We start from the raw sequence: 14,916 nt of genomic DNA on the forward strand, positions 1-14,916 counted from the left end.
CGGCAGGGCTTACAGCTGCAGCGTCACTGGCCGCTTGAGGCCGTTCACGGTGGCAGCGGGCCAGCGGTCATCCACCGTCAGGACCTTCATGCCGGACGCGGTGAGCTGGACCGTGTCCTCGATCTTCACGCCGGGTCCCGACGGGTTCCAGGTGAACGGCTGGTTCAGGACGACGGTGTCGGTGGCTGCCGCGGTGACGCGCGGATCCCGTCCGGCATAGCCTGCCGGTCCGCCCTGGTGGTGCTGCTCCCACTGCTCCGCGCCGAAGCCGTGACGGGCGTAGGCCGCCTTGATCTCGCCGAAGACGCGGTCCAGCCGGGCGCCGGGGACCGTTGCGTCGAAGATGTCCGCCTCCACGGCCGCGATGCGGGACTCGGCGTCGAGCTCTTCAGGGGTCCCGGCGTCGAACCTTACCCAGCGGGTGATGTTCGCGACCAGGCCGTCCCGGCGAGCGCACACCACGGCCATGGCGCGGCGTCCGAGGGGCGCGTGCGTGGCCAGCGGGTGACGGAAGTCGCTCCGGGAGCTGCCGTTGCACAGGAGTACCAGCGGCTCCGCGCCCCCTCCAACCACGCGGGCGGCCAGGGCGGACACCAGTTCGAATTCGGTGGTGTCCGGCCGGGCGGTGGACAGCACATCGGTCATGATGCCGGCCAGTTCCGCGCTGAGGTGGGCGTAGCGGGCGGACTCGCCGGGCAGCAGTTGCTGCCGGGCTGCCCTCAGTTCCGTGGCCACCGAGGCCTCGGCCAGCGGGGTGCCGGAGCCCACGTCGGTGCCCCCTCCGGAAGAACGTCCGACGGCGGCGGCAGCCTCGTGCAGGTTCCCGTACCAGGGCGCGGTGTGGAGGGAGACCCCGGCGGGGAGCTCCTCAGCCGCAATCCGTCCGGCCTCGTTGTTGAACGTCACCAGGTGGTCGCCTTCCCGGTCTACCAGCAGCGCAGCGATGGGGTCACCGGCCAGGCTGATGTGGACGCGGCTGCCGTCCAGGTACCAGGCCAGCGCCGTGTGCGTGGTCAGCAGCAACGACTCCTGCCCTTTGGCATCGAGAATGTCCAGGACGCGTCGCCGCTTGATGGCACGGTCCGCGGTAGAGGCGGGCGGCGTGCGGCGGCCCTGGTCCGCAAATGTCGCGGCTTCAGTCAGCTGCGACGGCGGTGTAGCAGCTGTGGTTGTCTGGCTCATGAGTTGTCCCCCTGTGTGTTGATCAATGTCTCGATGTCTTCGGTACCCAAAATTCCGTCGGCGATAAGCACGGTCACGCTGCGGCGAACCGGCGCACCGGGTTCGGCAATGACCGGTGCGTCCCAGGCCAGCGACTGGCCAACTCCCGGATATCCGTCCACGCGGACGAACCACGGGTCCGTTGAATCCGCGGCGGCGACGAACACGAGTGTGGCCGCGCCGCCGGCCTCGCCGCCGTCGCGAACGGCGCCAACGTCAGTGCCGCCGTCGGACGTTCCCTCCGTGAACCCGCCCGACCACGCGAGCCACGGCGTAACACTCCCGTGCACGGCGGACTCACCCGCCTCCGAAGGCGTCCAGACGCGCGCCCCGGAACATTCGGGAAGGCGCCAGAAGAACCCGCCGTAACCGCCTCCAACACGGCCGTTGGAACCGGGGCTGCCCAGGCTCACCGGCCGGTTGCCGGCGGGGGAGAGTGCAAAGTCCAGGGTGAGGCGCCACGCGGAAGGCCCGACGGCGGCCCACGTCCAGGTGCGCTGTTCGGTCAGGATGGGAGCGCCGTCGGGCCCGTTCCAGGCGAGGTTCTCGGTCAGCTTGCCCTCGGCGGCGGACGGTTCGCCGGTCCGGACGATGCTGCCGTGGTCCGGGCGCCAGACGTATTCGCCGCCGGCCGCCCGGGTGTAGGTGCGCCCGCCCCAGAAGTTGACGCCGTCCACATCCTGGAGGGCCACCCCCACGCCCAGGTGCCACACGTGGTCCAGCGGCTGGTGGTCCGTCACAACGGTCCCGGCCAGGGTGCGGACCGGGTGCAGGTACGGGCGGGGGGAGGACACGGCGCGGATGCCGCTGCCGTCCTGATAGTCCGCCACGGGATGCCCGGCAAGGTCGAAGGTCCCGACCGGCGGCAGGCTCCGGGCCCACGGGACGCCCAGCTCGGCAAAGGTGGCCTGTGCCTTCGTGGCGCGTTCGATCAGCGCGGCAATGCCGTGGACCACCGGGTGGGCATCATCGCCGTCGCCCTCCCAGCTGACATGGCCGGCGTCGATTTCCCGGGGCGCGGGGGCGGTGCGGATGGCTTCCAGCACACACATGAATGCGCCGGCATCCGGCAGCGCGCTGAGCAGGCGAGTGCCGGGCAGGGGAGTGCCGGCGGTCCGCGCAGCAAGCAGGTTCTCCAGCAGGTCGGTCCGGCCGAACGTCTCGCGGCGCTCGCCGTCCGCCGTCGTGATGACAAGTTCGTCTTCGGTGTAGAAGAACGTGATCTCCCCCCGCGTCCCATGGACCGTGACGGAGGGCCGCTGCTGTTCGGGGGCGCACAGAGTGAGCGCGCACAACAGGGTCTGTCCGGCCACCGTGCGAACGCGGATCACCGAAGTGTCATCGCTCTGGGTGTCGTTGGCGCGGTAAAGGTCCGTCTCCACGGAGGCGACGTCGGCAACCGTGTGGGCGCCTGCCATGTTCAGGGCGGTGGCCACGGCGTGCGCCAAGGCATTGGTGGCCACACCGTCCACCACGTCGATGCCGTCCAGGCTGCGCTTTCCGGCCCACCGGGAACGCTTGAAGTAGCTCCTGGTCCGCAGCCACATGCCGGTGGCGCTGAGTCCCAGCACGTCTCCGATATCACCGGATTCGATGGTGTTCCGGATTTCCGGCAGGGCCAGCGAGCCCAGGCTCTGGAACCCCACCTGCACAAGCCTGCCGGCGGATTCGGCGGCGGCCAGCACCTCCTGGAACTGGGCCATGGATGCCACCGGCGGCTTCTCCACATACACGTCGGCACCGGCGGCCAACGCGGCCAGTGCAAGGGGAGCGTGCGTCTGGATGGGGGTGGCCAGGATGACCACGTCCGGGACCGGCCCGGCCGCCAGCAGCTGGTCCAGGGTGTTGAATACGGCCGCGGACCCGGCCAGCGCGCCCGTTTCCGGTGGGTTGGGGTCCGCCACTGCCACCAGATGCAGGGCCCCGGCTTCCTCGAGCCTGGCGAGGTTGGCCAGGTGCGATTCGCCAAAACCGTGCACACCCACGAGGGCTATGCGCGGGAGGGTTGCCGGAACGTCACCTGCCGTTGCGGAGCTGGCGGGCGCCGCGGGGGCGGAGTGCTGAATCATCTGGGGTCCTCGGTGGCTAAGGGGTTGCTAGGGGCGAAAGGTTGTGGGCGGGCGGGTCCCGCTGCGCCCAGGGTCCTGGACAGGTAGCTGATGGCTTCATTCTGCATCTCCGCGGTGAAGGCGTGCCCGCCTGGCCAGAAAGCGCCTGTGTAGGAATCAGCTGAGTGCAGGGACTCCAGGATCCGGTGGGCGTCCCGCATCCCTTCTTCCGGGAACAGCTCATCGGCCAGCGCGTACTGCACCAGTAAGCCGTCGGCGCCGGACCGTCCGGTCAGTTCCGGCCAGTCGCCCAGCTTCCAAAGGCCCGGGGTCTGGAGCAGCCAGGAATGGGCATCCAGGTAGGCGGGCAGCAGCGACTGGAACGTGGTCATCATGCACGTGACCACGTAGTTCCGGATCCGCGGGCTGAGGACTGCCATAGCCAGTGCCCGGCCGCCGCCACCGGAGAACCCGATGCAGCCCAGCCGCTCCGCGTCCACCCCGGGCAGACCGGCAAGGATCTCCAGTGCGGCCAGGTCATCGTGGGCCACCATCCCCGCCAGGCTGGTGCCCAGCAGGCCCGCCGCCTTTGCCACGGTGTCCTCGTGGATTCCCGCGGCGGCGTTGTACAGTTCGGCATCGGAAGGTACGACGCCGGCCTCCCGCCATTGCGACTGCCTCGCCTCCAGTGCGGATTCCGTCCGCCACGGCGGGGTGGACAGATCGAAGCGCCGGCTGCCCCAGGCAAAGGCGTCGTGGGCCAGGACGGCGAAGCCCTGGCGGGCGACCTCCGTGGCTAGGGCGCGCCCCCCGTAGTGCCCGGCGCGGGCTTCCGCCGCGGACGGGTGGGACTCGGGAAGCGTGACCAGCCGGTCCGCTCCGCCGAACTTGTTTCCGCCGTGGCAGTGCAGGGCCAGCACGCCGGGCAGCGGCCCGGAAGTCCCGGCCGGCCGCAATAACCAGCCCGTGGTGCGGGGGCCGAAGCCCAACTGCCAGCTGAGCTGGGAGGTGGTGACGCCGTCGTACGTTTCCTCCCAGTGGACGGTGACGTCCGTTGGGGGAACAACTGCCGGAACGCCCAGGGCGTCCGAAAGGTCCTGCGCCGCCGGGGTGGCGGCCTGGTAGCGCGGCCGGTCACGGACGTAGGCAGGCCAGTTCTCATAGCCTGCAATTGCGCTGGGCCGGACCGGCCGGGAATCCTTGCTCACTGACCTGCCTGTTGTTCGGGTGGACGGGGAGGGTTGAAGGCGCGGCGGATCGGGACGGATGTTGAACTGTGGGTAAAGTGATCCGGTTGCAGAAAACGCTTTCTCAAAAACTAACAAAGGGCTATACAGGAGTCAAGAAACCGTTTACTTTGGTACGGAGCCGCTTTCAACGTCCCGCGTGACGGAGGCCGGATCCGGACAGCTGCACATGAAGTGAGTCCGCCGCCGGAGACGGTGTAAACATGGATCGCCCAGTGCGATCAACCCAGACGTGGAGGGCCACGATGACCAAAGGAGGCCACATGGCCGCTAGACACATACCCAGGACGCCGTGCCCGGCAGGAATGCCGGCTGCTGCGGGTCTGCTGCGTGAAACGGAGTTGCCGCAATGAGTGCCATCAGTGAACTGAGCACCCTCAAGCGCCGCAAAGGCCCCATGACGGCAGCGGAGAAAAAAGCGAACGGCCGGGATAACAAGGCCGCCTACATCTTCTTGCTGCCGTGGCTGGTGGGCCTTGTTGCCATCACCGTCGGTCCGATGCTGATGTCCCTGTACCTGTCCTTCACGGATTACAACCTGCTCCAGCCGCCGGAATGGGTCGGGCTGGACAACTTCATCCGCATGTTCGCCGACGCCCGGCTGCACAACTCGCTGGGCGTGACGTTCACCTACGTCTTTGTAGGCGTCCCGCTGCAGCTCGGTGTTGCGCTGCTGATCGCGCTGGTGCTGGATAAGGGCCTGCGGGGACTGCCGTTCTACCGTTCCGTCTTCTACCTGCCGTCCCTGCTGGGCGGTTCCGTGGCAGTTGCCATCCTGTGGAAGCAGATCTTCGGCACCACCGGCCTGGTCAACCAGGCCCTGGCGATGTTTGGCATCCAGGGTCCCGGCTGGATTTCCGATCCGAGCACCGCGCTGGGCTCCATCGTCCTGCTGCACGTGTGGACCTTCGGGGCCCCCATGATCATCTTCCTGGCCGGTCTGCGCCAGATTCCGGTGATGTACTACGAAGCAGCGAAGGTGGACGGCGCCAGCACACTCCAGCAGTTCTGGCGGATCACACTTCCCATGCTCAGCCCCATCATTTTCTTCAACCTGGTGCTCCAGATCATTGGATCCTTCCAGTCCTTCACACAGGCATTCATCGTTTCCGGCGGCAATGGCGGCCCTTCGGACTCCACGATGTTCTTCACGCTGTACCTGTACCAGAAGGGCTTTGGCCAGTTCGACATGGGCTACGCCTCCGCAATGGCGTGGTTCCTGCTGGTCATCATCGGTGTGTTCACCGCCATCAACTTCATCGCCGCAAAGTATTGGGTTTTCTATGACGACTAAGCTTGAGACGCTGCCCGCCCCGGACAAAAAGACCGCCGGCGCCGGTAAGCCAACGAATCACCGCAAGCCCGCGAAACGCCGCGAATCCCGCGGCACGCTCGCGTTCAGCAGGGCTGCCCGCACCAAGGCCTTGATCAAACATGGCATCCTGATCCTCGCCGGCGGCCTGATGATCTACCCGCTGCTGTGGATGGTGGTCTCATCGCTCCGGGCCAATGAGCTGATTTTCCGCGAGCCTGGCCTGTGGCTCAACAGCCTGGAGATGAGCAACTACACGGACGGCTGGTCCGCGCTGACGCACCCGTTCGGGCACTACATGCTCAACTCGGCCATCGTGGTGATCGGCTCCATCCTGGGAAACCTGATCTCGTGTTCCATGGCCGCCTACGCGTTCGCGCGGCTCCAGTTCACGGGCAAGAAGCTGTTCTTCGGCATCATGCTGCTGACTATCATGCTCCCGTTCCACGTGGTGATCGTGCCGCAGTACATCCTGTTCTCGCAGATCGGCTGGGTAAACACGTTCTGGCCGCTCATTGTGCCCAAGCTGCTGGCCACCGACGCGTTCTTCGTGTTCCTGATGGTCCAGTTCATCCGCGGCATCCCGAAGGACCTGGATGAAGCAGCAAGGATCGACGGCGCCGGCCACCCGCGCATCTTCCTGCGGGTCATCCTGCCCCTGATGGTGCCGGCCCTGGCCACCACCACCATCTTCACCTTCATCTGGACGTGGAACGACTTCTTCGGGGCCCTGATCTACCTGACGGATCCGGACATGTTCACCGTTCCGGTTGCGCTGCGGGCCTTCGTTGATTCGCAGTCCGCCACCAGTTGGGGATCGCTGTTCGCGATGTCCATCGTGTCCCTCCTGCCGGTATTCCTGGTGTTCCTCTTCGGCCAGCGGTTCCTCATCAAGGGCATCGCCACCACAGGCATCAAATAGATCCAGTGAAACACCTTGCTCCAGCCAGTGGCCCGTCCCCCGAGGACGGGCCATTGGCGTATGGAAAGAACATCTTGTAATACAAGTCATGTACTTGTAGTATGAGAGTTAAGAAAACGCTTTCTCGTTTACTTTCCCCCATAGCCAGATCAATGAAGATCGGAGTACCCAGTGGCGCTTTTTCACCGCACTGAGTCAGATGCCAAGATCCGTAAGGCCGAGGTGCCATCCACCGGCGCACCCCGGCGTTTCCGTAAGACGGGCGTGGTGGCCGCGGCAGCCGCCGTCGTGCTTGCCCTGAGTGCCTGCGGCGGCGGAGCCTCCCCGCAGAGCGACGGCGGACCCGTTGAGCTGCGTTTCTCGTGGTGGGGCAGCGACAAGCGCGCCCAGCTGACGCAGGCGGCAATCGCGGCGTTCGAGGCCGAGAACCCCAATATCAAGATCAAGCCGGAGTACGGCGACTGGAGCGGATACTGGGACAAGCTGGCCACCCAGGTCGCCGCCAACGACGCCCCGGACATCATCCAGATGGACGAAAAATACATCACGGAGTACTCAACCCGCGGCGCCCTGCTGGACCTCTCCAAGTACCAGATCGACACGTCAAAGCTGGACGAAGCCGCCCTCAATGCCGGCAAGAGCGAAGACGGCCTGACCGGCATCGCCGCCGGCATCAACGCGGCCACCATCCTGGCCAACCCGGCTGTCTTCAAGGCTGCAGGCGTTGAACTTCCCGACGACAAGACCTGGACCTGGGAAGACTTCGGCCGCATCTCCGCCGAACTCACCGAGAAGTCCCCGAAGGGTACGTACGGCTCCGCCGCCTACGGCACGGACGAGGCCTCGCTGGGAGTCTGGCTCCGGCAGAACGGCAAGTCCCTGTACACGTCGGACGGCAAACTGGGCTTCGAGCCCTCGGACATCGCCGACTGGTGGGCTTTCCTGAAGGAGCTCAGTGAGAAGAAGGCTGTGCCGTCTGCATCGGAAGTTGTGGAAGCTGAGGCCGCAGCGCTTGACCAGAGTGGCCTGGCCACGGGCAAGAACGGGCTCGCCTTCTGGTGGTCCAACCAGCTGCCGGCGCTGGAGAAGGCTGCCGGAACCGACCTGCAGATCCTGCGGTTCCCGTCCACCACCGGCAAGGCTGCCGACGCCAAGCTTTGGTACAAGGCATCCCAGTTCTGGTCGGCTTCATCGCGCACCAAGCACCCCGTGGAAACGGCCAAGTTCATCAACTTCCTGGCCAACAACACCAAGGCAGGCGAGGCCCTGCTTGCCGACCGCGGCGTCTACCCGAACTCCGACGTCCGCGCCGCCATCGAGCCAAAGCTGACCCCCGCCGATATCAAGGTGGTCAAGTTCATCGACCAGATCAAGGGCGAACTTGGCGAGGCCCCGGCCCCGCCGCCGAAGGGCGCCGGCGCCATCCAGGAAATCGTCAAGCGCTACACCTCCGAGGTCCTCTTCAACCGCCTGTCCACAGACGAGGCCGGCAAGAAGGCCGTGGACGAGATGAAGTCCGCTATCAGCTAAGTCCCGCGCCGCCGTCGGGCTCTTCCGGATGCAGCTTCTGCAGGAAACTTCAGCAGGAAGCGTACGACGGCGAGTGGTCACCACAGTCCCGGCTGGAACCTTTGGTTCCGGCCGGGACTGTGGCGTTTTAAGGTCCGTGTACTGGGTCCTGCTTTTCCAGGCAGCCATGAGTGCTAGACGGGTGCCGGTCGGCGTGGTCCACTGGGATCAATTCAATTCATGGGGGAGAACATGAAGGCATCCGCTTGGACCGCCGCTGCGGCAGCACTAGTGATATTGACCGGTTGCGCAGATGGTGTGCCCAGCGGGCATCCGACGCCGAACACACTGGAAGTTAGTCCGCCCAGTGCCGTTCCCACTGTCCGTCCGAGTTCATCCGCTCAGGCCTCAGGGGCGCCGGTTCAAGCGATCACCATCCCGCTGGGCAAGCAGAAGCAGACTGGTGTCGAGGCGTGGCTGCCGGTCAGCGGCTACTCCGGAGCCCCAGGTTCGGAAATTACTTACGATGCCTCAGAGTCCGCAGGCGTCGTGGTCAAGTATGAATGGGATCTGGACGGCGACGGAAGCTACGACCGGACCACCACAGATCCTGTCCTCAAGCACACGTACCGGACCGAGTTTGAAGGACTGATGATTCTGCGGGTGACGGGGATCGCCGGAGGCACCGACACGTTGGAGACGCCTGTTCGCATCAGCACTACACCCCGGTATCAGCTGCTGGCCGCGCCCTTGAACGTACAGGTGGAGGTTCTCTCTACGGTCGGCGGGATCAGCGAAGTCAAAGTCAGCTGGGAATCCAATGACCCCGCAGTCTACAGATGGGGAGTGACCCTCGACGGCTTCCCGGCAGGTGTCGTTGACGGATCGGCCCGATCCGTCAACGTTACAGAGGTGCACCGCGAGGAAGATGTCCTGATTGAGGTCCTGGGCCTTACAGCCGACGGCGCCCTGGGGGAACGGGCGGGCCCAGTCCTGGCCGCGGCCAAGTAGTAAATCTCGCAGGCTTGTCCGTGGCTTTCATTCGCGTTGTGGTGGCGGGGGTGGTTTGAAGTAGTGGTTTTGTTGGGGCTTTTGGGTGGGGTCGATGTGGCGTGGCGGCGTGAACCATGGGGTGTCGTGGCGCGTGTGGATGGTCCATTGTTCTTTGTGGATCAGGTGGTGGTGATGGGAGCAAAGGAGGGCTCCGTTGCTGACGTTGGTGGGGCCGTCGTGTGACCAGTAGCTGATGTGGTGGGCTTCGCACCAGGGGGCCGGGATGGTGCAGTTGGGGAAAGCGCAGCCTTGGTCTCGGGCGGTGAGGGCGAGGCGTTGGGCAGGCGTGAAGAGCCGCGTTTTGCGGCCTTGGTCCAGGATTTCGCCGTGGGTGCCGAGCAGGACGGGGATGATGTCGGCGTCGCAGGCGATTTTGCGGATCGTAGTGGCTGCGACGGGACCAGTGAACGTGAAGCTGCCCGCGCCCGTGGCTGTGCTCACGCCATTGCCAGTGCCAGTGCGAGTCTCCTCACTGCTGTTCGCGGTGTGTATTCCTGCCGCCAACTCGTCGCCAGTGCCGGAGCCGATGCCGCCGGTGGCCATCGCTGCGTGGCGGAGGAGGTCCTGGTAGTTGATGGTGGCGAGGATTTGGGGGCGGTTCCCGCCGGTGGTTGGTAGCTGATTAGTGCTGAGGGCGGCTTTGACGGCGCCGATGATCCCGTCGAGTTGTTTCTGGGAGCGTGTGCGCCGGTCCAGATCGATGTCCGTATCCTGCCAGACGTCATTGCCCTGTCCGGTGGCGGGAGTGCCGGCTTTGGTGTCGCTGGCTGCGCCGGTCCCCGTGCCGGTTTCCGAGCCTGTGGTGTCGCCTGTGGGTTGCGTGCGGGAGTTGGTGGCGGCGTTCATGACCGTCGCGAGGTGTTCGTATTGGTCGGTGGTGGCGAAGATTTCGAGGTGGTGGAGGCCGTGGCGGGGTTTGCGGATGAAGGCACCTTGGGTGTGGCGGAGCGCTTCTTCCGTAGGTTCGGTGCCATCGGCGTCGAGGGTATCGGCCCAGCGCCGGGCGACACGGGCAAGGAAGTCGGGGTCAGCGGTGGCGGCGGTGTGGGTGAGGTCGTGTTCGATCCGGTCCAGGTTCTCGGCGGTGGTGTGGTGTTTGAGACGGTCCAGCGTGGCGCTGATGATGGTCCCGGCCCGGGAGGAGACCACAGGCCCGGATCTCGGGACGGGCCGAAGCGGGTCCAGGCCTTCGGCGTCGTTGTCGTCACTGGTCTCCGCGGGACCGCCGGTATAAGCGGCGGGGGACAGAGCTGCCGCGAGGTGTTCCCTTAGCGGGGGTACCCGGTCTCCAGTGAGAGTGGAGGCGGGCAGGATGCTGTGGGCGAGATGGATGCGTCGCTGGGCTTCGCTGCGTCCAATCCGAAGCCGGAGGCGCAGGAATTCCGCGGTGTTCTTGCAGCCGTCATCGGCCGGTGACCGCGGAATATCTCGGGTGCTCCCGGTAACCGTTCCCGGGGTTCCAGCGGTGGTCCCGGCGGGCCACTCGGAGTCCGTTTCGTTCAGGGTTTCGACGCCGTTGTCCCACCCTGTAATCCATGACCGGGTGCGGCTTGTGGTTGCGGCGGCGGTGATGGCCTGCGTGCGGGTGCGGTCCACGGCGCCGGCGGCGAGGATTTGGAGGTAGTCCACGGTGCGGGAGAGCTCCTCCACCCGGCCGGCGAAATCGGAAGCCTCCACGTAGCCGGCCATCGCGAGCGTCCCGGGTGCGGACGCCGCGGCAGCGTTCACCGAGGCAATCGCCGCAGCCAGCCCGGCGTCGTTCGAGAGAACAGCGTCGAACGACAGAACAGTCGCGGCAGTCGGAACGTCGGTGTTACCGCCGCCGTTCCGAGCCAGCTGATCCCCGAGAGCTTCCATAGGATTACTCTGCCGTGGGGGTGTGACATTTAAGTCGCCGTCGAAAACGCCAGTGTTGGAAGCGCCCCCAATGGGCGGGGCGGCGAGCGTCAGAACGGCGTTGCTACCGCCGCCGTTCCGAGCCGGCTGATCCCCGAAGTCTTCCATGGGATTACTCTGCCGTGGGGGTATGACATTATTATGGCCGCCGTTGGGCGTTCTGTCCTGAGAAGCCCCTGAGAAGCCCCCGACAAGCCGGCTCGAATCAGTCCTCCGCGATCACCGCAACGGAACCGGCCTCAACGGTCCCCGCAAACCGCGCGCCCGTCAGGAGGTCAACGCCGGCGGCCTCCACCGCCGCGGCTGAGCGTGAGTGGTTGATCGCGAACAGGAAGCTGCCGCCGTCGTCGGTCCGTCGACGTACGAGTTCCACGCCGCGGTCGGCGGCGGCAACGGGAGCGACGCCGGATTCGGCCAGCAGCCGGTCCACGACCGCTTCGATGCCGTCGCGGTCCGGGAACGTCGCGAGGTACCAGGCCGCACCGGAAGCAGCGCCCGCACTATCACCCGAGCCAACCGCATGCCGCGTCAGCGACGGCACGCCCTCCAACGGATACTCGGTGAAAGTCTGCACGGCCTCAGCGCCGGCGAGGTGCACGTGCTCACTCCACACGGACGAGACCCCGCCGTCGCTCAACTTCAACTGCCCGCCGGCCAGCAGCGGGTGGAATTCCTCCACGCGGATCCCCAGCAGCTCCCGGAACGCGCCGGGGTAGCCGCCCAGCCGGACGTGGTCCTGTTCGTCCACAATCCCGCTGAAATACGTGACCAGCACCGTGGCTCCGGCCCGCGCCTCGGCAGCGATGTTCGCAGCGGCCGCGTCAGTCACCGAATAAAGCGTGCACACCAGGACCAGGTCGTAGCCCTCCAAGGGCGAAGAAGGATGGACCAGATCCACCGCGATCCCGCGCAGGAATAGCGACCGGTGGAACGCCCGCAGCACGTCCAAGTACTTCACGTCCTCGCTCGGTTTGGAGTCGATTTCGCTGGCCCACCAGGCTTCGTAGTCGAAGACGATCGCCACGCGGGATTCCACCCGTGAGCCACGCACCGGCGCGAGCCGCTTCAGCACAGACCCGAGCTCCACCACCTCGCGCCACACCCGCGTGTCACGGCCGCCGTGCGGGACCATCGCGGAGTGGAATTTCTCGGACCCGGCAAAGCTCTGCCGCCACTGGAAGAACATCACCGCGTCCGCCCCGCGGGCCACATGGGCCAGTGAGTTGCGCAGCATTTCGCCGGGCATCTTGGGCTGATTGCGCGGCTGCCAGTTGACGGCCGACGTCGAATGTTCCATCAGGATCCACGGGTCACCGCCCGCAATTCCCCGGGTCAGGTCCGCGCTGAACGCGAGTTCGATCTGCCGCTCGGGATCCGCGGCCACCAGGTAGTGGTCGTTGGCGATGACGTCCAGGTCCTTGGCCCACTCGAAATAGTCCAGGGCCTTCGTGGCGCTGGACGCCATCAGGTTGGTGGTGCAGGGCACCCCAGGGGTGACATCCCGCAGGACCGCCACCAGCGCGCGGTAGTAGTCCATCAGCGCCCACGAATTGAACCGCTGGAAGTCCAGCTGCTGGCCCGGATTCAGCGTGGAAGGCGCGACGCCGGGCGGCAGGATCTCCTCGAAGGAACCGTAGTTCTGGGACCAGAACGCCGTGCCCCAGGCCGCGTTCAGCGCCTCGATGCTGCCATACCGGCGCTCCAGCCACGTGCGGAACGCCGCGGCGTCCTCCGCGCCATGGAACTCGGAGACGTGGCAGCCGAGCTCGTTGTCCACATGCCACAACGCCAGCGCGGGGTGGTCCTTGTACCGCTCGGCGATCACCCGCGTGATGCCGGTGGCGTACCGGCGGTACACGGCCGACGACGGTGTGTAGTGCCGCCGGGAGCCCGGTCCCAGCACCGTTCCGTCAGCCGTGACCGGCAGGATTTCCGGGTGTTTGCGGATGAGCCAGGCCGGGGGAGCAGCGGTGGCGGTCGCCAGGGCAACCTTGATCCCGGTGGCGGCGAGATTGTCCATCACTTCATCCAGCCAGCCGAAGTTGTATTCGCCCTCAGCCGGTTCGAGCAAGGCCCACGAGAAAATGCCCACGCTCAGGAAACTGACGCCGGCTTCCTTCATGAGCTCCAGGTCTTCCAGCCGGATGTCCGCGGGCCACTGTTCGGGGTTGTAATCGCCGCCGTACGCGATCCCTTCCACGTTGCTCCAAACGCTGGCCGGGCCGGAATTACGCTGCACGCTCATGGGACTCCTTTGTCTACGGGATGGACTAAACGTACCTGAAAACCGAACTTGGGAAAACGCTTGCCCAATTCGGGGAATACCGATATTGTATCGTTTCAGAGCGTGTAAGCCAGCTCACTACTTACGTTGTAGAAGCGAGCGGCTTGTACCAATCGAGCAAGGAGGCTCCCATGATCAACCGAAGGCATTTCCTCACCACCGTGGCCATTGGCACCGCATCCGCGGCAGCCCTGGCAGCATGCGGCTCACCCGCACCCAGCCAGACCGGTTCGGCGGAGAACCCGGTCACCATCAACTACACCTGGTGGGGTAACGATGACCGCGCGGAGCGGACCCGCAAGGCGATTGCCCTGTTCGAGGAAAAGAACAAGGACATCAAGGTCAACGGAAATTTCACGGACTTCGCGGGCTACTGGCAGAAGCGGGCCACGGAAGCTGCCGGCGGCGGCCTCCCCGACGTGATGCAGTGGGACCTTTCCTACCTCCGGGACTACGGCCAGCGCAATCAGCTCCTGGACCTGGGAACCGTCAAGATCGACACGTCTGCTTTCGAGAAGTCCCTCCTGCCCTCCGGCCAGATCAAGGGCAAGACCTACGGCATCCCCACCAGCACCAACGCGTTCGCCGTCTACTACGATCCGGCGAAGCTCGCCACCCTCGGCATTGCAGAGCCGGACGGCTCCTGGACCTACAAGGATTTCAATGCCTTCCTGACCGAAGTGGGCGCCAAAGGTAACGGCACACTCTTCGGGTCAACCGACTACACCTCTGTCTGGTGGATGTTCAACATCTGGCTGCGCCAGAACAACATTGAAGCCTTCACCGCGGACGGCAAGCTCGGCTTCACCAAGGACGATCTCAAGAAGTGGTGGAACCTGACCGGCGAACTCCGCGGTACCTCCGCCGTCGTCTCCGAGGAGCGCGTGACCCAGCTGGCACCCAAGTCACCCTTTGGCTCGAACGTGACCGCCACGGAAGTCACCTGGGATAACTTCATGGCCGGTTACCTCGGTGACAGCGGCGCCAAGGAGCTCAAGCTCGTCCCCGTTCCGTCCGATGACCCGGACAACCTGGGCCTGTTCCTGAAGCCCTCCATGCTGATGGTGGCCAGCGCCAAGACCAAGAACAAGGATGCTGCCGCCCGCTTCATCGACTTTATGGTCAACGATCCCGAGGTGGGCCAGATCTTCAAGACCTCCCGCGGCGTCCCGGCCTCCAAGACCCAGCGCGACGGCACCACGTTCGAAGGCACCGACAAGCTCGTTGTTGACTACGAAAAGTCCATCGAGCAGTACCTCAAGGACGCCCCCGAGCCGCCCATCGTTGGATTCGGCACGCTGGAAGCATCGTTCAAGCGGGTAAGTTCCGACCTCAACTACGGCAAGGTGACCATCGACGGGGCAGCGGACGCGTGGTTCAAGGAAGCCGAAGACCTCATCAAGCAGAACGCCTGATCCAGGCCC

At 65.5% G+C, this 14,916-nt stretch carries 10 protein-coding genes; 5 read left to right on the forward strand and 5 right to left on the reverse strand.

Annotated features, from left to right (window positions below; genetic code table 11):
• Positions 1-9 precede the first annotated feature (9 nt).
• Genes AU252_RS14675 through AU252_RS14685 form a run of 3 tightly spaced genes read right to left on the reverse strand, consistent with a single transcriptional unit; the run spans position 10 to position 4,477 of the window.
• Positions 10-1,182 carry a M24 family metallopeptidase gene (locus tag AU252_RS14675; protein ID WP_058931354.1) on the reverse strand — a complete coding sequence of 391 codons (1,173 nt, stop codon included), beginning with the start codon at positions 1,180-1,182 and terminating at the stop codon, positions 10-12.
• Complete coding sequence (locus AU252_RS14680) at positions 1,179-3,290, reverse strand: DUF6807 family protein (protein WP_058931355.1); 2,112 nt, start codon at positions 3,288-3,290, stop codon at positions 1,179-1,181. Before AU252_RS14680 ends, AU252_RS14675 begins: the two co-directional genes overlap by 4 nt.
• Positions 3,287-4,477 (reverse strand): acetylxylan esterase, encoded by a 1,191-nt coding sequence (locus tag AU252_RS14685; protein WP_099093397.1) that lies wholly within the window; start codon positions 4,475-4,477, stop codon positions 3,287-3,289. The genes AU252_RS14680 and AU252_RS14685 overlap by 4 nt, the downstream gene beginning before the upstream one ends.
• A 388-nt stretch (positions 4,478-4,865) precedes the next feature.
• Between AU252_RS14685 and AU252_RS14690 the strand changes: the two genes are divergently transcribed.
• From AU252_RS14690 to AU252_RS14705, 4 genes are all read left to right on the forward strand, one after another.
• Positions 4,866-5,810, forward strand: a complete 945-nt coding sequence (locus AU252_RS14690) for a carbohydrate ABC transporter permease (protein WP_056346294.1) — start codon at positions 4,866-4,868, stop codon at positions 5,808-5,810.
• Positions 5,800-6,750, forward strand: a complete 951-nt coding sequence (locus AU252_RS14695) for a carbohydrate ABC transporter permease (RefSeq protein WP_058931357.1) — start codon at positions 5,800-5,802, stop codon at positions 6,748-6,750. Before AU252_RS14690 ends, AU252_RS14695 begins: the two co-directional genes overlap by 11 nt.
• 222 nt (positions 6,751-6,972) lie before the next feature.
• Positions 6,973-8,280, forward strand: coding sequence for an ABC transporter substrate-binding protein (locus AU252_RS14700; protein ID WP_430929486.1), 1,308 nt, complete (start codon positions 6,973-6,975; stop codon positions 8,278-8,280).
• Between the two features lie 231 nt (positions 8,281-8,511).
• A complete protein-coding gene (locus AU252_RS14705; protein ID WP_157768990.1) occupies positions 8,512-9,270 on the forward strand; it encodes a hypothetical protein in 759 nt (252 codons plus the stop codon).
• Positions 9,271-9,297: 27 nt separating this feature from the next.
• Here AU252_RS14705 and AU252_RS14710 read toward each other — a convergent pair whose 3' ends face one another.
• A complete protein-coding gene (locus tag AU252_RS14710; protein WP_058931359.1) occupies positions 9,298-11,169 on the reverse strand; it encodes an HNH endonuclease signature motif containing protein in 1,872 nt (623 codons plus the stop codon).
• A gap of 244 nt (positions 11,170-11,413) precedes the next feature.
• On the reverse strand, positions 11,414-13,453 hold the full coding sequence (locus AU252_RS14715; RefSeq protein ID WP_058931360.1) for a beta-galactosidase: 2,040 nt from the start codon (positions 13,451-13,453) through the stop codon (positions 11,414-11,416).
• A gap of 170 nt (positions 13,454-13,623) precedes the next feature.
• Here AU252_RS14715 and AU252_RS14720 point away from each other — a divergent pair, with 170 nt between their 5' ends.
• Positions 13,624-14,907 carry an ABC transporter substrate-binding protein gene (locus AU252_RS14720; protein WP_058931361.1) on the forward strand — a complete coding sequence of 428 codons (1,284 nt, stop codon included), beginning with the start codon at positions 13,624-13,626 and terminating at the stop codon, positions 14,905-14,907.
• Positions 14,908-14,916 lie beyond the last annotated feature (9 nt).

Origin of the sequence: Pseudarthrobacter sulfonivorans (assembly GCF_001484605.1) — a bacterium.
Classification (GTDB): domain Bacteria; phylum Actinomycetota; class Actinomycetes; order Actinomycetales; family Micrococcaceae; genus Arthrobacter; species Arthrobacter sulfonivorans_A.